This is a genomic window from Verrucomicrobiota bacterium, assembly GCA_038744685.1.
Classification (GTDB): domain Bacteria; phylum Verrucomicrobiota; class Verrucomicrobiia; order Opitutales; family Puniceicoccaceae; genus Puniceicoccus.
In genome coordinates, this window is sequence record JBCDMB010000016.1 from 30,742 (window position 1) to 49,764 (window position 19,023).

18 protein-coding genes are annotated in these 19,023 nt (G+C 51.4%); 4 read left to right on the forward strand and 14 right to left on the reverse strand.

Translation table 11 applies throughout. The annotated features are described in order from the left end of the window. Positions 1–80: 80 nt before the first annotated feature. The 7 genes from AAGJ81_10320 to AAGJ81_10350 form a co-directional block, all read right to left on the reverse strand. Positions 81–1,142, reverse strand: coding sequence for an A/G-specific adenine glycosylase (locus tag AAGJ81_10320; GenBank protein ID MEM0966530.1), 1,062 nt, complete (start codon positions 1,140–1,142; stop codon positions 81–83). Continuing rightward, positions 1,105–3,834: a valine--tRNA ligase gene (locus tag AAGJ81_10325; GenBank protein MEM0966531.1), complete on the reverse strand. Its 2,730-nt coding sequence runs from the start codon at positions 3,832–3,834 to the stop codon at positions 1,105–1,107. Before AAGJ81_10325 ends, AAGJ81_10320 begins: the two co-directional genes overlap by 38 nt. Positions 3,835–3,893: 59 nt before the next feature. Beyond that, the gene (locus AAGJ81_10330) at positions 3,894–4,838 is read right to left on the reverse strand and encodes a glycosyltransferase family 9 protein (GenBank protein MEM0966532.1); all 945 of its coding nucleotides are present in this window, start codon (positions 4,836–4,838) and stop codon (positions 3,894–3,896) included. 76 nt (positions 4,839–4,914) lie between these two features. Continuing rightward, positions 4,915–6,363 carry an NAD(P)H-binding protein gene (locus tag AAGJ81_10335; GenBank protein ID MEM0966533.1) on the reverse strand — a complete coding sequence of 483 codons (1,449 nt, stop codon included), beginning with the start codon at positions 6,361–6,363 and terminating at the stop codon, positions 4,915–4,917. A gap of 159 nt (positions 6,364–6,522) precedes the next feature. Continuing rightward, entirely contained in the window at positions 6,523–7,848 is a 1,326-nt protein-coding gene (locus AAGJ81_10340) for an AsmA family protein (GenBank protein MEM0966534.1), read from the reverse strand. 554 nt (positions 7,849–8,402) lie between these two features. Next, complete coding sequence (locus tag AAGJ81_10345) at positions 8,403–9,923, reverse strand: pyruvate carboxylase subunit B (GenBank protein MEM0966535.1); 1,521 nt, start codon at positions 9,921–9,923, stop codon at positions 8,403–8,405. A 116-nt stretch (positions 9,924–10,039) separates the two neighbouring features. Next, on the reverse strand, positions 10,040–11,131 hold the full coding sequence (locus AAGJ81_10350; protein ID MEM0966536.1) for a hypothetical protein: 1,092 nt from the start codon (positions 11,129–11,131) through the stop codon (positions 10,040–10,042). Positions 11,132–11,277: 146 nt separating this feature from the next. Between AAGJ81_10350 and AAGJ81_10355 the strand changes: the two genes are divergently transcribed. Both AAGJ81_10355 and AAGJ81_10360 read left to right on the forward strand, forming a co-directional pair. Beyond that, positions 11,278–11,448, forward strand: a complete 171-nt coding sequence (locus AAGJ81_10355; GenBank protein MEM0966537.1) for a hypothetical protein — start codon at positions 11,278–11,280, stop codon at positions 11,446–11,448. Positions 11,449–11,462: 14 nt separating this feature from the next. Next, positions 11,463–11,843: a DUF1318 domain-containing protein gene (locus tag AAGJ81_10360; protein MEM0966538.1), complete on the forward strand. Its 381-nt coding sequence runs from the start codon at positions 11,463–11,465 to the stop codon at positions 11,841–11,843. Position 11,844: 1 nt separating this feature from the next. Here the strand turns inward: AAGJ81_10360 and AAGJ81_10365 are convergent, their stop codons facing one another. The 4 genes from AAGJ81_10365 to AAGJ81_10380 are packed head-to-tail and all read right to left on the reverse strand — an operon-like array spanning position 11,845 to position 14,681. Then, positions 11,845–12,576: an SDR family oxidoreductase gene (locus tag AAGJ81_10365; protein MEM0966539.1), complete on the reverse strand. Its 732-nt coding sequence runs from the start codon at positions 12,574–12,576 to the stop codon at positions 11,845–11,847. Next, complete coding sequence (locus AAGJ81_10370) at positions 12,573–13,799, reverse strand: AMP-binding protein (GenBank protein MEM0966540.1); 1,227 nt, start codon at positions 13,797–13,799, stop codon at positions 12,573–12,575. Before AAGJ81_10370 ends, AAGJ81_10365 begins: the two co-directional genes overlap by 4 nt. Further along, positions 13,796–14,032: an acyl carrier protein gene (locus AAGJ81_10375; GenBank protein MEM0966541.1), complete on the reverse strand. Its 237-nt coding sequence runs from the start codon at positions 14,030–14,032 to the stop codon at positions 13,796–13,798. Before AAGJ81_10375 ends, AAGJ81_10370 begins: the two co-directional genes overlap by 4 nt. Then, complete coding sequence (locus AAGJ81_10380; GenBank protein MEM0966542.1) at positions 14,025–14,681, reverse strand: DapH/DapD/GlmU-related protein; 657 nt, start codon at positions 14,679–14,681, stop codon at positions 14,025–14,027. Before AAGJ81_10380 ends, AAGJ81_10375 begins: the two co-directional genes overlap by 8 nt. Positions 14,682–14,802: 121 nt before the next feature. Between AAGJ81_10380 and AAGJ81_10385 the strand changes: the two genes are divergently transcribed. After that, a complete protein-coding gene (locus AAGJ81_10385) occupies positions 14,803–15,306 on the forward strand; it encodes a methylated-DNA--[protein]-cysteine S-methyltransferase (GenBank protein ID MEM0966543.1) in 504 nt (167 codons plus the stop codon). A 110-nt stretch (positions 15,307–15,416) separates the two neighbouring features. On the opposite strand, the gene AAGJ81_10390 is transcribed toward AAGJ81_10385, so the two are convergent. The 3 genes from AAGJ81_10390 to AAGJ81_10400 all read right to left on the reverse strand — a co-directional run bounded on the left by AAGJ81_10390 (position 15,417) and on the right by AAGJ81_10400 (position 17,706). Next, positions 15,417–16,646, reverse strand: a complete 1,230-nt coding sequence (locus tag AAGJ81_10390; GenBank protein ID MEM0966544.1) for an enolase C-terminal domain-like protein — start codon at positions 16,644–16,646, stop codon at positions 15,417–15,419. A 175-nt stretch (positions 16,647–16,821) separates the two neighbouring features. Continuing rightward, entirely contained in the window at positions 16,822–17,229 is a 408-nt protein-coding gene (locus tag AAGJ81_10395) for a hypothetical protein (protein MEM0966545.1), read from the reverse strand. 105 nt (positions 17,230–17,334) lie between these two features. After that, positions 17,335–17,706: a hypothetical protein gene (locus AAGJ81_10400; protein MEM0966546.1), complete on the reverse strand. Its 372-nt coding sequence runs from the start codon at positions 17,704–17,706 to the stop codon at positions 17,335–17,337. 871 nt (positions 17,707–18,577) lie between these two features. Between AAGJ81_10400 and AAGJ81_10405 the strand changes: the two genes are divergently transcribed. Then, the gene (locus AAGJ81_10405; GenBank protein MEM0966547.1) at positions 18,578–18,919 is read left to right on the forward strand and encodes a hypothetical protein; all 342 of its coding nucleotides are present in this window, start codon (positions 18,578–18,580) and stop codon (positions 18,917–18,919) included. The last annotated feature ends 104 nt before the right edge of the window (positions 18,920–19,023 follow it).

Genomic DNA, 19,023 nt, shown 5'->3' on the forward strand with positions numbered 1-19,023 from the left:
CCTTCTCCCACGAGTATTTTCGATACCCCTAGGTGGAGCAATCAGAGTCAACAAGCTTCGTTCATTGCATTGATGAACCCTCAGCGGTCGTCAATACCACCTTCCAGAAACTCCGAAATCCATTTCCGATGAGGCCCTGAAATCGCCTCTTTATTTAAGCAGGAAGTATCTCTCCAGAATAGATCCGAACCTTCAGGCAGTATCAAATCCGGACAATTTTCAACTCGGTAGAACCATTCTGTAATCAACTCATTTCCTATCCCACGCTTTTTCTTAGCAAAAGGTTCCTTGAGAGGATTCCAACGTTGTGGGAGCGTATCAAGTCGAGGCAACTCTACCATCCCTGCAAGTCTCTTCGCGTTTGCGGGAACACGACGAAGTAGAACCTTTCCCCTCCTAAAGATCCACGCTCTGCGGACGGTTTTTTTGACTTTGGATGCTTTCTTGATCCTTGGCAGGGAACTTGCCAAGCCTGAAGCGGCTCCACGGCAATGCGAAACGAGCGGGCAAACCGTGCAGAGAGGAGTTCGGGGTGTACACACCAAAGCCCCCAATTCCATCACACTTTCATTATGAGAACCCGGGTGATCAGGATTCAAAAATCCGTCCGCTAAGGACTGAAAGCTGCGGACAGCATCGCCTGCTGATTTCCAGGGAGTATCGTCAGCCGTTAGTCGAGCCAAGACACGTACCACGTTTCCGTCGACTACTGCTTCTGGAACGCCCAGCGCAATACTCATAATGGCTGCAGAGGTGTAGTCGCCGATTCCCGGTAAAGACTTCCAGCCTTCTCTGGTCTCGGGGATACCGTCGGCAGCCACTCGCTTGGAAAGTCTATGGAGATTCCGAGCCCTCGAATAGTACCCCAAGCCTTGCCAGTGTTGGAGGACCTCCCCTTCTTCAGCGCAGGCAAGAGTCTCAAAGTCGGGGAAAGATTTCGTCCAGCGGTCAAAGTAAGGCAAAACGGTGATTACCCTGGTTTGCTGAAGCATAAACTCGGATACGACTGTGCGGTAGACCGACCGCTCGGATCGCCAAGGCAGGACCCTTGCGTTTACTGCAAACCACCGAGACAGGTCCTCCGAAGCGGCAGACCAATCGATCTCATGAAAACGATTCGAGGAGTCTTTCGACTTCAGCACGTTTTCGTTCGTTTTCTTCCAGTTGTCGCTTAGCACCTTCAATGACCGATTCAGGAGCTTTTTCCAGAAACGCCTGATTCTCAAGCCGCTTCTCAGAACCCAGAATCACTTTGTCCAATTTTACCAGTTCCATCGACAACCGTTCTTTCTCCGCTTCGATATCCATCGAAGAGGACAGGTCCAAATGAAAGGTTCCAAGGGGAGTGACCACCGCAGGTCCGGAGGAGGCAGGCTCTGAGACCGTTTCAATATCAGCAAAGCCCCCGACCGATTCGATTACTGCGAACACCTCTCCCGTGCTGAAGTCGAGATGAAGGGTCGACTCCTCAACGGAAAGACGAACATCCCGCCGGTTGCTCAATTGATAGTCAGCTTTCAAGGACCGCAGGATCGTGACCGCTTCCCTAATTTCATCCACCTGTGCAACCGCATTTCGGTCCAGCGACAAGCCATTGCGTTCAAAAAGGTCTTCAAGATCATCCGAGGAAATGGGGCGTTGGTCTTGAAGGTGACTTCGCTTTCCTCCGAATCCAAGAAGGCGCCAGAGCTCTTCCGTAATAAACGGACAGAATGGATGCAGGAGTAAGAGCGTTTGGCGAAGGATAAGGTCCTGCACTCCAAGACAAGTGTCACGGACACTCTCGTCCCTCACTTTATCCTTGGACACCTCTACATACCAATCGCAGAAATCACTCCAGAAAAACGCGTAGATCTGTTGGGTGATACCGCTGAAGGAGTATGCCTCGTAGGCCTCATCAACCAGTCGTATCGTATCCAGCAAACGTCCGAGAATCGAATGGTCCTGAAGATCCATTTTTTCCGGGTCAATCCTCTGCAACAGGTCGGTGATTTCATATACAGGCTCGACGGTGCCGGAGATCTGCCGGAACCGGCATGCATTCCAGAGCTTGTTACAGAAATTCCTTCCGAGCACCACCCGCTGCTCTCCAAAGCGAATATCCTGACCTTGAGGGGCTATACTCATGATCCCAAACCGCAGACCATCCGCACCAAATTTATCAATCAGGTCGAGGGGATCCGGTGAGTTGCCCAACGATTTGGACATTTTTCGGCCGTCGAGGTCACGAATAATTCCGGTAAAGTAAACGTCCTTGAACGGTATCCGGGCTTCAATTTCCTCTATTGAAAGATTCTCTTTTTCGTCCCCAGCAAACTCGAGGCCAGCCATAATCATCCGAGCCACCCAAAAAAAGATAATGTCGGGCCCGGTGACCAGTGCGGAGGTCGGATAAAAAGCAGCAAAACCCTTCTTCTTCATCGCGCTTTCATCCGGCCAGCCCAAAGTAGCGAGCGGCCAAAGCCACGAAGAAGCCCAAGTGTCTAACACGTCCTCATCCTGCTCCCAATTCTCAGCATCTTCAGGGCCTTCAACCGATATATGCCAGTTCTCAGAGTTCGCTCGATCTTCTCCCTTTCGATACCAGACTGGGATCCGGTGCCCCCACCAAAGCTGACGGCTTATGCACCAATCGCGAATGTTGTCCATCCAGTGCAAGTAGGTCTTCTCCCAGCGCTTTGGATAGAAACGAATCAGACCCTCACGAACTGCCGCCTTCGCTTCCTCAACCTTCGGGTATTTCAGAAACCACTGTTCGGAGAGACGGGGCTCGATCGGGACATCCGCCCTTTCTGAAAAACCAACGTTGTTTTCATAGTCATCCTCGCGAATCAACAAATCAAGTTCCTTCAACCGTTCTGCAGCAACTTTGCGTGCCTCAAAACGGTCGAGGCCTACGAAGGGATCCCCCGCCAGATCGTTCAAACGTCCGTCAGGGGTGAAAACGTCAATCACCTCAAGGCCATTCCGTTCTCCGATTTCAAAATCAAGTGGGTCATGGGCGGGGGTTACTTTTAGAACTCCAGTTCCAAATTCGCGATCGATCGACTTATCCCCGACGATCGGGATTTCCTTTCGTGGAAAAGGGCGCCATGCCCGTTTCCCGATCAAATGATTGTAGCGACTATCCTCAGGGTGAACGGCAATCCCGGAGTCCCCCATAATCGTCTCTGGACGAGTGGTCGCGATCTCAAGAAACTCCCCCGGGGAATCCACCAACTCATACCGCATGTAGTAAAGCTTACTTTTCTGCGGCTTCATGATCACTTCCTCATCCGAGAGCGCAGTCAGGCTCACTGGACACCAGTTGACCATCCGCTTTCCCCGGTAGATCATCCCTCTCTCATGGAGTGAGACAAACGCCTGAATCACCGCTTCGCTGTAATCTGAATCCAACGTGTGAACCGTTCTTTCCCAGTCACAAGAGGCTCCAAGTTTCTTCAGTTGCTGTAAGATGATCCCTCCGTGCCGATCCCGCCAATCGATCGCTTTCTCGACAAATTTCCTTCGTCCAAGGTCATGCCTCGTCATCCCCTTGGCTCTAAGCTCCCTCTCGACACGTGTTTGAGTCGCTATCCCTGCATGATCCGTTCCCGGAAGCCAAAGGGCCGATCGTCCCAATTGCCGATTTCTTCGGATCAAAATATCCTGTATCGTGTTGTTCAGGACGTGACCCATGGTCAAAACGCCGGTCACGTTCGGAGGTGGAATCATGATCGTGTAGCTTTTCCCTTCCTCTTCAGGCGCGCCTTGAAAACAACCGTCTTTGAGCCACTCAGCATAAAGACGATCTTCAACCGATTGCGGATCGTATGATTTCGGAATTTCAGCCATCTTTGTAAACGGACCAGAGTAACGGAGCGGCCATGAAATCCAAGTGATTTTATAGTGGTTTAGGAGGAATCTGCCTGTCTCAAAAGGACTTCCTTCACTTCTGAAAAAACCCGATCGCATTCCAGCGTGGCCAAATTTCCGTCCGGTGCCATCACTACCCGGTTTATATTGCGGTCGAGAGGGTATGGACCGTAGCACCGAGGATCTGTTGGACCGAAGACCCCAACAACCGGTCGATTCATAGCGGCAGCAAGATGGATCGGACCACTGTCGTTGGCCACGGTAACCGACGATTCCCTCACAAGAGCAGGAAGCGAAACCAGAGAAACCTTTTGGCGGCCGTCTATCAACGCGGATATGCCGTGAAGACTGTCTTGGAGTGGCTCAGTGCCAGTCCCCAGCCACACAATCTCTTTCTCCGGAAACTCACTGGAAAGCCTCTTTGCAAGGTCTCCAAACCCGCCCCATTCCTTTTCGGGCCGACGACTCTCAGGAAAGAGGAGAATCGACCCTTTTCGAACGGAAAAATCTGGTCTCTCACTGTTCGCAAAATCGAGGACTCCGGGCGAGAGGTTCTCGAGCCCCATCGAGTGCTGGAACTGCCTTAAAATGTCAATTGCATGAAACGGAGAAGTTCCACTTGGGGGTGCGGTCTGTATCCGGGCGAAGAGGCGTGATCCCTCTCGTCCATCGAATCGTCCAATTTTCACTTTTGACCGAGAGGCCAACAGCATAAGTCCACTTCGAGCCAGGCCCTGAAAATCCAAAACGGTATCGTAGGTCTCGCTCCGAAGTTGCTTCACTATCTGCAAAAATCCTCTCGGCGAGCGATGGAACTCGTAAACCTTCTCCACCAAACCGGAAGCCCTTACAAGACCGGCAAATAGGTCTCTAGCCACCCAGTCGATGCGAGCTCCCGGTAGTTGAGAAAGGATCCTCTCCGCGACAACCAAACCGTGGACAATGTCCCCAAACGAAGAAGGCTTAATGATTAAAATCCGCACGGTCGTTCCTAAACTGAAGGCAGGAACGAACACCAACAAGGACTAATAAAGGGCCCTACAGCAGCCTCGAGTCTTGCTACGCCTTTTCCTGAGCAATCTTCAATTTCCGAAGGTGTCTTCCGAACATCTTCATCACAAAGAGGTGGATTCTAGCCTGCGTCTGTGAATAGAGCCACCAAGGCAGCCGCGGCTGAAAGTCGTGTATCGCTGCAGTCAGGAAACCGTTCTCTGGGAAAAGGCGAAACTCAAACCTGCCGGGCGGATCCGGAGACAAAGTCAAAAAACCACCTGAAATATAGAATGCCCGACGCCTTTGGTTCCTCAACGAATAAGGAGTAGGTTTCAACAGGAGTAGACGCACCTTCGGAAAGACTAAATCGAAAGAGAGTTCTCCTTCAGAGCCAATCGAAACTTTCAAAAGACCCCAGAAGCGTTTCGTCAACCACTTGCCATACTCCTCTTCGACCTGTCCTGCCAACCAGCCTTCAGGAAGTGGCATTCGCTGAACGGAACGCACATGCTTTTCCCTTTTGATTTTTGGGCCGTCTTCCTTGAACACCTCTCGACGGGGATTCGGTAAAGGGTTGCCTTTTCGATCAACGGACTGCCGAAGAGATTCTTCAAACGGAACAGCTGAGCTCGCAATCTCGTCTAGAAGTGGGTTTGGCGTCGCTTCCAGGTCGTGAGTCAAGCTCTCCAACAAAGGCCCTACCAAACTTGTTGAAACGCCTCCAAAAAGGGAGACCCAGTGTCTCGATAGACCAAACGCGTTAACCGGAACGTCCAGGCAGTGGCTCTTATTTCCAAGTTGCTCGCCGGTCTTCAGAATCAGTTCTCGGTAAGTCATAGGTTTATGCCCTCCAAGGTCGAAAATTCCTTCTCCGAAACGGTCGTCGGTAAGGGCGAGGTCAATGGCCCTCACTACATCGTGAATATCGATCGAGTGAGTGCGGGACCGAACCCACCGTGGGAGAATCATGACCGGCAATCGCCTAACGAGTTTGATCAGCATGGTGAACGACGATCCTCCCGGTCCAAAGATCAAGCCCGCACGCAAGGCAACAACTGGGACCGAGCGTGAACGCAGCACACGCTCTACCTCCAGGCGGCTCCGCAGATGGGGAGAGAGGTTGCTGGTATCGTCAGGCAAAAGTCCTCCGAGATAGACGACTCGTTTCACTCCAGCGTCCTCGGCAGCACGGATAAAGTTATCCGCCAGCAACAAGTCCATGTCCGCAAAACTTCCTTGCACCATTCGTGAGGAAGGTGCCATCGAATGAACGAGGTAGATGCCGTAGTCACACCCGGCCAGCGCCTCGGTCACTTTCGGGAGGCTAAAAAGATCGCAATGCCTCCACTCGTTTCCCTGTTCGTCTACCCGACGGTCAGCTACGGTTGGACTACGGGTCAAACCGCGAAAACGGAAACGGGATTCCAGCTCTGATCGAACGAACGAGCCCACAAAACCGCTCGCCCCCGCTATCGCGATTAATCGACGAAAATCATCAGGCTCATCTTGGACCACACCAGTGAAGCTGCGCTATATCCCAAAATGTTCAAACGCCATTGAGAATGAAGCCCAACGGGGAGGAAAAATGCCTCTGATAGCCTGAACGGCCGAGCTTAGGAGGTCTTTGGAGCCGTATCCAAATGGCTTATCTTGAATCCTGTCTCAGGATCCCTTTTACAAACCCCTCAAGAGACCTCCAAGACCACTCTCTTCTTCCTCCTTGTTCTCGTCAGAATCCGAGTTGGCATCGGATTCTCCCGAATCGCCTCCACCACCTAAGCTGTTCAGTAACCCTCCAACGTCCGGCGCTTTGCCCTCACGGAGAGATTCAAGCGATTTTTCAGCCTCCTCCTTCGCCTTCGCGGAAGCTTCTTCCGCCTTCGCTTTCACTTCCGCTGCCGCAGCCTCGGCCTCAGCCTTCGCTTGATCCACCTTCTCCTGAATCTGTTTTCCAGTTCCAGTCGTCATCAGCGCGTTTTGAATTCCTTCGCGGAGACCCTGCATGAAATTGACTTTTGGTTCCTGAACAGTCCCGGAAACGCGGACAGGAAAAGCCAACGAAGCAGGCTGAAAACCTGCAGGGATACCCAATCCTGATCCAAGATCCGGTTGATCGATGAGAACGCGAACAACCGATTTATCAGGATCAAAGACACCGTCTTTTGCCTCGATGACCATATCGAGACCCATCATTCCTCCCTTCAGTTTAAAGTCCTTTTCGAACACTTCGAACATCTGCATCTCGACTGAGTCTACTTTGCCCTCAAGAGAGAAGGTGGGAGTGAGAGGATCCTGGATGGGAGCAATCTCACCATCCACGCGAATCACGAAAAGCTCCTGACTCCCGGCGAGATTACCGGATACCGAAAAAGTTCCTCGATCGGTTGGCTCACCAATCGTCCCTATATTCTCTGCGTTGACCTCTAGGGAGAAACCCAAGTTAAACGGATCCCCACTCTTTTTCTCCTGCACATAACTCAGCAGTGAAGTCACAAAAAGCTGCTCCAGCTGAAACGGAGGAAGCGGTGCTTCCTCGCCAGCGGGCGGTTCTTCGTCCACTGGTTCTTCCTCAGTTTCAACGGGTGCCTCAGATTCACCTTGGAGAGTGGCTAGAAGCACTTCCAAGTTAATGAGACCGTCCGGGTTTCTCACCACGGTCAGGTCTGATTCCTCAATCGTCACTTCCTCGATGCGAATCTCCCTTTTTGTGATCAATGGCAACAGAGCAACATCCTGCACACTGCGGGCGAGCGAGAACATTGACGGTTGCTGAAACCCCTCCGGATTCCCTACGTTGACATTCTCGATCGTCATCGATCCCGCGAACAGGCTGATCGAAGCATTTCCTACCTCGATGGGAACACCCAACTTTTCCTCTACCGCAGGCAAGGCTTTTTGGATAGCTGGAGTCAGTCCTTTCTCAAGAAACCAATTGAGAACGAACACTCCGATTACCAAAAGCAGGACAATTACGAGGATGAGGCGCAGGAGGATTTTCATGCACCAATTAGATCCGAAAACGGGGACAATGGTCGATCTCTTTTTCCTCAACCAGTCTCGCAAAAACGATCCCAGTAGGACCAATAGTGGGCCTAATACCACTTCGAAAAAATTCTGGCGTTTTGGCGGGATGCAGGAGCCGATGGAGCAAGGCGACCTGCGCGGAGGCGGGTCGAGACCCGTGCCGCGCGGGGCAACGCTGCTCCATCGGCTCCTGCGCCCGTCTCTCAGAGATGCGGCGTGGATCGAAGTTCGCAGCGTTACAGGCCTTGGGTCGTATCTCGATACGCTCCCAAGGCCTGCGCCTCGCGCTGCTTCGATTCATGCCTGCACCAAATACGCCAGAATTTTTTCGAAGTGGTATAAAAACCTTCCTCAAGTCATCCTTGCGGTCACCCGTGCAAACTCTCCCGCCCCTATCCCCAATCGAGGTTTTTCAATGCAAATCAAAATGGCAAAGCCACCGATCCGGAAACGCCGAAATCGGCCCTCGTCAAGAATAGCGGATCCGCGCTGGCAACTCTACGAATCAGCGGATTTGGATCTTTGGTCGGCTACTCAATCTCCTGAACCGTCACTTCGTGACTGTGCCCATCGAGGTGAATACGCATTCTGGATCCTCGCCCGACTGGATTTCCGGAAATCCCTGAGGTGGATGGTGCCACTGGAGTAGAGGTAAGCTTGGGGACAGGCGCGGCCGGCGCTGGCGTCTTGTCGACCTTCTTTTTATAGAGATTCTCTATCCCCTGAGGAAACATGGCGTAGATCACGCAATGCTCCTCATCGCTGGGATACCCTTTCTCCTCGAGCTCCTTGGCCAGCTCCTTCATCCTCGGGTCTTGCAGATCTGCTGGACGACAATGAATGGGGTCCTTACCGGCCTTTTTCGCCGCAAGATCCCTTACTTCGGGGTTCACCGGAGCGGGTGTTTGACCATAAAAACCGAGTGCGATGTCCATTGCCTGAGGCGAGAAATTCTTCCAGCGACCGAATTTAACGTTGAGCATCGCTTGAACCCCAACGATTTGGGAGGTAGGCGTCACGAGTGGAATCCATCCCAAAGCCTCACGCACGACTGGAATTTCCGCAAAAACCTCGTGAAATTTGTCCTCCATTTTCTGCTCTTTGAGCTGGTTCCGAAAATTGCTAAGCATTCCTCCCGGCACTTGGTACAGAAGGGTATCGCTGTCTACCACTTCGTTCTTGTGTCCCGTAAAATCGGAAAGTTCGGCATACACTTCTTCAAAGTGCTCCCGTAACGCAGTGAGCTTTTCCACTTTCTCCTTCAGGTCGAAATCGGGTTTTCGATCGTTTCCCTCAAGCAGTGCCATCATACGAACCGTATCGGGCTGACCTGTTCCATTCGCAAACGGGACGATTGAGGTGTCAACCGCATCAACCCCAGCATCAATCGCGCTTAGGTAAGTCGAAGCCCCCAGACCTGCGGTGTCGTGCGTGTGCAGCCAAACCGGAATGGATAACCTCTTCTTCAACCCCGAAACGATGGCCGCCGCCACATAAGGCGGAATCAAACCTGCCATGTCTTTAATCACGATTGCATCGCAGCCCATATCAGCCAGTTGTTCACCTAGTTTGATGAAAGACTCGACGTCATGAACAGGACTCGTCGTATAGCAGATCGTTCCATGCGCCTGAGCACCCGCCTTCTTTGCCGCCTCAATCGCGCACTGCATGTTTCGCGGATCATTCAACGCATCGAATATCCGAAAAATGTTCATGCCATGCTCGGCAGATTTGGCAACGAATGCCGATACTACATCATCCGGAAAATTTGCGTATTGGACAATATTCTGCCCCCGCAAAAGCATCATGTGGGGCGTTCTCGGTGCCGCCTTTTTCAATGCGTCGAGTCGGGCAAACGGAAATTCTCCAAGAAAACGCAGGCCAGCATCAATCGTTGCCCCACCCCAAGTCTCGAGTGCGCCAAAGCCCAAACTGTCTAGAATCGGTGCAGCAGGCAGCATCTGCTCGGTCCTCATACGGGTCGCAGCCAGCGACTGATGCCCATCCCGTAGGACTGTGTTGTTGAATTGGATCGGAGTGGGTTTTGCCATGGGTCAAACTTCCTCCCGACTATACAGCCACCTGTTTCTGAGAACAGAAAAAACGGATGGAGACACCCCCATCCATTTCAGTCATTTGGATCTCTTCTTCGTGTTAGTAGGACAACTTACTCGGCAAGCTGCCTCAAACGGACGTCTTCTTCCATACTCCACTGCCCTTCCTGAAGACCAACCGCTGTCGTCTCTGGAACTTCGAACGAAATCGAAAGAACGCCGGGATTGATTGTTGCCTCCTCTAAGGCAAGTAGGGATTCGCGTTCGTCATTCACAATCGTCTCAACGACGAACGGCTGGCGGAAAGACAGGAGGGAGCGATAGTCAGAGTAGAGTTCGGTCCTGACTGTTCCATCAACCCGAGTTTCACTTTTCACCAAGTCGAGACTCTCAGGATCAACAAAAAAATCAGAAACCGTTCTATCCTCGTTTATGACGCTAATCCTAATCAGGGGACTCTCTCCAGTCTCATCAAGGCTGAGCTCGTCAAGTTCACCCTGACCCTCCAAGAAAAAGTCCATCAGACCACCAAAAAATCGAGCATTGTCCCGAACAGAATCCGCTTCTTCGCCTTCAAGCAGAACGACGTCCCGGATTTTTCCATCCAAAGAAACGGATCTCCATGCATCCTCACCGTCAGTTCCGACGGTTACGGTCGTCCGGTCAATATCGAGGCGATAAATCGTTTTGTTCGGTATCCGTTTCAACAAATAGAATTCGAACTCCCCTTGGCTGTTCGTAATTTTTCCCGTAGCCCGGATGGATACGAGAGAGCGGAGAAACTCCTCCCCACCGTTGGCATCAACATAAGCTTCCGTCAGCAATTCCGGATCGAGAAGGTCTGACAAGTCGCTACCCGCTCCCTCATCCAAGACCTCCGTTCCAAAAAACGCATTGTATAGAATGATGCCAAATACCCCTACCGCCAGGACACAAATCAATCCGACCGCCAACCATTTGATTCGGTCGAAGAGAAGCTCCTCCTTTGAATCTTCCACCTTCGGTTTTTCAGGCCGCTTGCCCTGGGGCTTCAGCTTCGGTAGATCACTTGAAGAGGTAGAACCCGAAGAATCCGAACCAAGTCCTCCCAAACTCTTCAGAGAAGGTTTGGTTGGTTCGGCCAATATATCATCCCTAATCGGACGATAGCCCTCCTCCGAAAACTGATCGCCTTTCTCTTTTCCCTCGCTGGACTCGTCAGCCATACCTTAAGCAAACTCGACAATCAGTCTTTGCAGCAAGAGAAAATTGACTCTTGTAAGTTGAGAAGGAAACCCGCAATCATCCCCTTTTTATGGCAACCGGATCTCACCTTTTTCGATCTTTGCTTTCGTCCATCTTTTTTACGGCGATGGTTTTACTTCTATCTTCTTGCGCCTCGACCGAGAAGGTTGACCTCGGGACCTACATCGCTCCTAAGGGTGTGTCTTACGAGAACAAGGAAACTGTGTCCGCCGAGCTAATCGAAGTATTCGGACCGGTTGATGATGCCGCCGAGCTTCTCAACCCCCAACTTCGCTAAAAACAGGAGCAATCATGGATTTCAAACTTCTTCTTTCGTACTTTGGAGTGCTACTGGTTGTCTCCAGCTCCCTATCGGCGACGGACTTGGAGTCTATGTTGGAAGCAAGAGAACGGATCATCGAACGCCTACCTGAAACCGAAAATCTCTGGAACCGGGGCCTCACCGGCGAATCGAACGAGGGTTTTGTAGCAGCCCGATCTTCGCTAAGAAGAGACCAAATCACTCTCATTGAGGAAGAAAATCGGGACCGTTCCATCCTTTACGAATATATCTCCAACAAAACAGGGACTCAGATGCTCGCGGTCGGCAGGGAGCGCTCGATCATGATCGCACGGATGGCAAAAAACGGCCTCTGGGTCCAAGCGCTCAACGGAGACTGGGAAAGAAAATAGGCTAGACCGATCCGTTGTCGGCACGAATCACTTCTCCCGTGATCGAAGCGGAACGGGTGGAGAGAAGATATTCTACGGTCTGAGAGACCTGCTGTGGATCCGTCGGACCGTTCAGTGCAGAACGTCGATAGATTTTCTCACGTGTGCCAGCATCCAACGAGCCGGTCATAGCGGTTTCCATAAACCCTGCAGCGACGCAGTTGGACCGGATACCCCGCTGACCCCATTCTCGAGCTACATTCTTTGAATACGCCTCAAGCGCTCCTTTTGTAGAAGCGTAAAACGAAAGTCCCTTGTATCCCGTCCTCGTTGAGACAGAGGAGAGATGCACCAAAGATCCGTTGGTGTTGTGGAGAAGGAAATTTTTGATACAGCCGCGAGTGAGGATCATCGGTGCAAACACGTTGATGCGATACATTTGCTCCAACTCCGCCAAATCAAGATTCGTCGCAAGATCATCGTAGGCAAAAGCAGCGTTATTGACGAGTCCCCGAAGAATCGTTTCCTTGGACAGAAAGTCACGGAATACCTTTTCCTCCAAAGAATCGCTCACAGAGAGGTCGACTGAGAAGAATTCAAAGCATCCTGGGTACATCTCCTGCAGGGCACTCAAGTCATCCGTAAGATTACGGCTCAATCCAAAGACTCTGTAACCTGCGTCCAACAGCACACGAGTGATCGCGAGCCCTAACCCGCGGGAAACTCCGGAAACGAGAATACAATCCCCTTTCATCGTTCTATTTTTCCACTCCTCGAAAGCTTGAGGTGGTCCACCTTATCGATTTTCCGTGGAACCTCATGTTGCTCAACTCGTTCCACGAAAAACGCCCTCATCTCTTTTTCCGAAACGTCCACCTTTGTGGCGACATACTCGGCCACCAAGACGTTGCCGAGCAACGAATTTTTTCGCGCATAGACCCTACCCTGGGCCACGGCGGGATGAGATAACAGCACATCTTCCACCGCAGAGACATTCACATTGTAACCTCCTACGCTCACGTTATCGGCCTCCCGCCCGATAAACCGAAACTCAAGGGGATTTTCCTGCAACACCTCTACTCGGTCCCCAGAATCATACCACTCTCTGCCTAAGAAATTAGTGCTGGTCTGCATTCTAAACTGAAGCCTTCCATCGAGCACTCGAAAGTCCCTCGCCTGGGAATCAGGAATACGAAACCGATCCGACTGAGACACCAAAAGAGTCCCTCCCTCCGTGGATGCATAGATGTTGTTGATCCGTGCGTTGGGGAAAAACTCCTTCAGTCGTTCTCCCAGAATCGGATCGAATTTCTCACCGCCACAGGTGACCCGTTGAACACCTGAAATCGGTCCAACGGATTCCAAACTCGGAAGCAGGAGCCTAAAATAGCTCGGTGTAGCCGAAAGGTGGGAGATTCTACGATCCTGAATACGTTGAACCGCTATATGCGGATCGACACCGAAGAGTTGAACCAGATCCGAATCGTTCCAGACAGCCTGAAGAAACACCTGAATTCCGGCTATGTGGCTCGGATTGAACGCCAAGCCCCAACATTTACGCTGATAATCTTCACCGATTTTGACTCCTTTGAGAAGGGTTGAAATCCCATGCTCGACTACCGTCGGTTTCCCCGTAGTTCCGGAGGTCAAAAGCGTGATCGAACCATCTGAGCCGTTCATGGAAACCCCTTCCAAAATTTCCTCTATGGTAGAAATCGCCTCTCTCTCAAATCGGAGGCTGCGATCACAAGGTTCTGATCCTAAGTCTCTCTCAGGCAAATTCGACTGCTCTACAAACCGATCTAAGATCGTCAGTTTTCTCCCACTCAAAAAAGCCGCTAAAACAGACGAAAAGACCTCCAACGGGTCATCCGATTGCAAGGTCCAATGCTCAGAGCCCACGGTCCTGTCCAAAACCGCCCGAACCAACTCCCCTTCTGCGACTACAGAACGGCCTACCAGATCGAAGATTCTCATGAAGCCTCGCCGAGCTTTAACTCCACTCGGATATCTCCAACGGTTTCTACTACACGGTTTGAGAAGACGTCTATCCCAGTCGCATCCTCAAGCCTTACGCCTAACTCAGCAAGCGCAAGGGAGTCCATCCCAAGATCACGCCGCAACTGTGCCGCGTCATCCAGATCCGAAATCGCTGGCAAATCGAGATTCTCGCGGACGGTATTGATCGCATCAACGACGGGATCACTCATCGCGCTTTGGCCTCGCAAATACTTTCATTTGACGACTGGTACAGAGCTGATTCGGTTCGAGGTCACGGCCAACATAAGTGAGGGCATCAATCCGGCAATCATCTCCTATTGACAAACCAGCTGCGATGAAAGAATTCGCGCCCACAAGAACCCTTTGACCGATCAAGACGTTTCCGCTGATCGCAGCCCCAGGGTTGACGACCAAGTGTTCCCCGGCGACAGCATCATGCCCGAAAGTCGCATTTAGATTCAGGATTGAATGGGGCGCCAAGGTCGCATTCGAGGAAATGATTGCGCCCGGAGCGATATAACATCCTTCACCTACAGTAGCAGAGGGGGAAACGATAGAAGTTGGATGTATTATCGTCATCGGCACAAGCCCCAACCCCAAGGCAAAGGACGTGCAGCTCATGCGTCCATCTCCATCGGCAAATGGAACGATAAAACGATGCTCCCCCTCCCGATTGTCCACCAAAACTGGTAAATCTTTATCGCAGATCATCTTATCATTTTCCGGCTTTTCCTCATTCCGAATGACAAGGTAAACGTCGAAGTCAGGCACCACTAGAGCGGCGGTCTCAGCGATTTCTATCGCAGTACTCGCCTTTCCAAAGATGCAAAGCGTTTTCATAGCCGAAGCACCTCTCATTTACTTTTTGGGAGTATATCGGTCCATTTGGGACACAGTGTTGAGGGAGATCGCTCGGAAAGTCGATCTTGCAGAAATCTATCGAACTATCGAAAATTCTTCACTATGCTCCTGAAATAATATGTTCCCTTCGACTTCATACACCCTCAGCCCGTCACCTCTCGGCAAACTCACCCTAACTGCAGATTCCTCAGGCCTTACCGGAGTCTACTACGAAGACCACTGGCATCCACCGGCGGAGGATCTCACCTCAGCAGGAGGAAGCTCTCCGGCTCTTGCAGAAACTCTCGATTGGCTCGCGACGTTTTTCGGATCGGGAATTCGTAAAAGCCTTCCCACCTACACTTTCGCCAGCGGAACCGCCTTTCAGAAGAGGGTCTGGAGCGCGCTCGCTAAGATCCCCGACGGAGAAACTTGCACCTACGGCCAAATCGCTGAGCAAGTCGGATCTCCCAAAGCAGTGCGAGCAGTTGGTGCTGCGATCGGGAGAAACCCGATTTCCATCCTCATTCCCTGCCACAGAGTAATTGGAAGCGATGGATCACTCACTGGTTACGCAGGCGGCCTAAAGCGAAAAAAGTGGCTGCTTGAGCACGAAAAAGTGCTTTTGCCACTTCAAGTTTGAATCCCCCAACAATGCGCCTGTTCCTGACTCAATGAATCTACGAATTCATCTTTGATCCACTACAGGCACGCCTTTGCTAGTGGACTAGGACGATAGAGAGTTGTCCGCCATCAGGTAAGGTCTAGCAGATCACTGCTCATTCCGGGCTCCTCAGGGATTTGGTAGACGCCGTCTTTGACCACGCAGGGATTTTTAAATCTACCCTGGAGGTGTGGAATGTGTTCGAGCATGAGAGCCTTGTGGCCGATGCCAATATGATTGTAGAGGACTAGGTGCTGATGGTTCTGTCCCATATCGCCCACATGTGGGACCACTGGAATATCGTATTTTTTAGCCATCAGGCTTACGGCAAGAAATTCACTCACTCCGGCCACGCGGACGGCGTCTACCTGGCAGACGCCGAGGGCCTTGGCCCGAAAATAGTTTTTAAAGATAATACGGTTGGGAACATGTTCACCGGCGGCCACGAGCGAGGGCTGGTACGCCTTTGCCAATTCCGCATGACCCAGGATGTCATCAGGGTGGGTGGGCTCCTCAATCCAGAACAGGTTGAAAGGTTCGGCCTGCTTACCGTACTCAAGAGCACGTGGCACACTCCACTGCTGGTTGCAGTCCACCATAACGGTGGCATCTGGACCGGCACCTTCCCGCACGATCTCGGTGCGTCGAAGGTCTTTTTCCATATCGGGGTCACCTACTTTCAGTTTCATGGCTGTGAATCCATTGTCGACCGAGTGACGCACATTCTCCTTTACCTGTTTATCGCTGTAGTTGAACCAACCGATAGAGGTATCATATCCGGGGTAGCCTGTTTTCAGAATGCCCATGCGTTCGCTGCGGTTTGCCCGCGCTGCGGTCAGAACCGAAATGGCCTCGGAGGGAGTCAGAACATCCTCCAGGTAGGAAAAATCGATCGTGGCGGCAAGCGCCTCCGGGGTTAGGTCGAGCAGTCGCTGCCACAAAGGCACACCATGCTTTTTTGCCCAAATGTCCCAGCAGGCATTGGTGACGGATGCCAATGCAAGCTGAACGACACCCTTGTGTGGTCCAAGCCAGCGAAGCTGTTGCTCATTCGACGCGGCGCACTGCCAGCTTCCAAAGCTTTCCATCAGTTCGTCGACGTCCTTGCCAACCAAATCCCGTGCTAAAAAGGAAGCCGCTTTGCAGACGAGGTGGTTACCTTCACCGAGGGTAAAGGCTAGGCCGATGCCGGAGTGACCGGAATCATCCTTTAGCTCGGTGACTGCATAGGAGTAGACGGGATCACGGTGAATGGCATCGCTTCCGGCACCGGGTGCCAATGGGAAACGTTTATCATGTGTCGCAATGTCTGTAATCACCTGAAACCTACTATCGTAAAACGTTACTGATCCTCACCGACTGATGCCAAGAGCCGTTCGGCTGAATCCAATCCTTTTTTGCTTAAGGCATTGCCGACAGCATGTGGACCATCCAACTGTTGTAAGTGCTCTTCAAGCAAAGGCCATCTAGTGTCAAATCCTGTCATCTCGAAGGCTACAGTTCTTTCGCTCGTTTCGTCCAACCAAGATATTCGTAGTATTCTTTCAAAGTGCCTACAAAATATCGTCTGACATCTTCGCTGCTTGAAGTTCCAGAATGCCGAGAGACGGTATGGTGGTCAACATGTCCTGGCCATGGGATTCTTTCACCGTTTTTCCTCTTTGGGATGACGGAGTGCCACTGGCTAAGTGGATCGAGATTCTGAAAGGACACTTTCCCGGAAGTAGGTATTACAATCTCATAGTGATCATCGACCTTCGGTATACTAATGGCTGTTTCATCGGGCTTGATTACTATCTCACCGTGAAAACCATCTTCTATGATGAAGTGAACCTGTGGCCCAGAGTCTGAACAGCCGACAACGAGGAGAGATAGGAACGCTATCCAATGTGCTAGTTTCATTTCTTACCGAAAGCCAAGGGCAGGCAACCCGCCGTTGAAGCTACCTAGTCAGCTTGGTTTTCGGAGTTCTTCGAGACGGTTGTCGAGTTGACCTCCTCCCCCGAGTTAGGATCCGTCTTTTTCTGCAAATAACTCCAAGAACCCATTGATTATCGAGTCCCGATCCTCTTTCGAGGGAACTGTTACCCCAAGCCGCAAAGGAGATACTGTCCCTGTTGAGCCCGTCACCATCGTGTTTAATTTGAATTCGATGTAGTAGGCTTCAGGTTTCGTCCACGCTTCGCTCTCAATCGCAATTACGTCTTCTTTCTTAAAAACATGCTGCTTTTCCCTGTTGTTGGCGGGATCTACCTCAATCTCAATGAACGATATTATCGTGTAGCCACTTTTCTCTGTGATCGAAGGCAAATTTCCATGTAGGAACGAGCCGGACAGCAAAATGGTCATGAATAGAATTGGTGTGCTCACAGTTTTCATGATTCTTGTTTCTTCATAAGGTGGCGACGAGTTAACCAGCCTGCAAGGCTCAGGGGTCCGGTTGATTCTTAGGATTTTCCGAATGCGCGTCGAATTGTCTGCTCAAACTAGTTAGACTCACTCGTCACTCTTTCCGTCAGAGCATATATACTTCGTGCAACCTATTCCTGAAATCACCAGTATTATAGGCACAACCATACCTATTCCCGTCACCGACAATGCCAGTGCATCTCCTAAGATCATTATGGCAGCAATTGCAGCCCAGACAATGAGTAGAGCAATGAGTTTATGTGTGGATTTCATATCCTTTTTTCTTTCGTAGATAGCGTGGGTGACAGGAAAACCGTCAGTGGCGTTCCTAGTCCAGTTGATTTTCCGAAATAGGTATCAGGTTGCCAATGCCTGCTGATTCGAAAATCGGGTCATTCGGGCGGACGAAAGCACCACACCCTGGCTTAGAATGCTCCTCAGGCGACTGCTCCGAAGCAAATGCATATCAGGCCGTTTTCACTCACCTTGAACCCCAAAACGGATTCATCCGATTTCTCCCAAGACGTTCCAAGCCCAAATAGGTCAAAAACGACTAAACAGCTTACAGTAGCACCGATCAAAAAGTGGACAATCGCCCAAAACATAGGACCCTTTATCAGGGCATTCATCAAACCTCGGTGACTGACGCTAAGAAACTCAGCTTGAAGGGTCCAGAAAACTAAGGCCTCGGCCGAGCCTCGAAATCTCAACCGAAACATGACCGGGTTTACTGAGATGGTATCCTGGTTTTGACTAACGCGACCAAACGCACACCTGCCGCGATGCCAGCCGCTCAGAAGTTTCGAAGTGGAACACGAGCCACATCCTACGAAACTCTTTTGTGCCACACCTCCTCGAAGGCGTTGCGGGTGTTCGAACGGTGCAGGATCTACTCGGTCGTAAGAGTGCGGAGACTCCCCGAGTCTACTTGCACGTCATGCAAAAACCGGGGCGAGAAAGCGGTATCCGCTGGACAGTCTGTAGGAGACAGCGCGTAGTTGGTTTACTTTCCGAACCAGGGACTGTCCTGCTGTTCCTTTTCATAACTACCGCCTGTGGTCGGTTCGGTGATTCAGTTACTCCTTTATGTGCTGCCGCGGCTGATCGGATCAACCGTGCTGCGTCCATCAAGGAAGAGGTAATTCTGAGCACCAAGATGCCGGTGGACAAAGACACCCGTTAGGGTGCCGCAGCAGGTCTTACATTAGGAAAATTTCCGATTCGATCCCGGTTTGTAGTTCGATTGGAGCGGTTCCGATCTGCAGACCGGTGAGGATTACTCGAGGG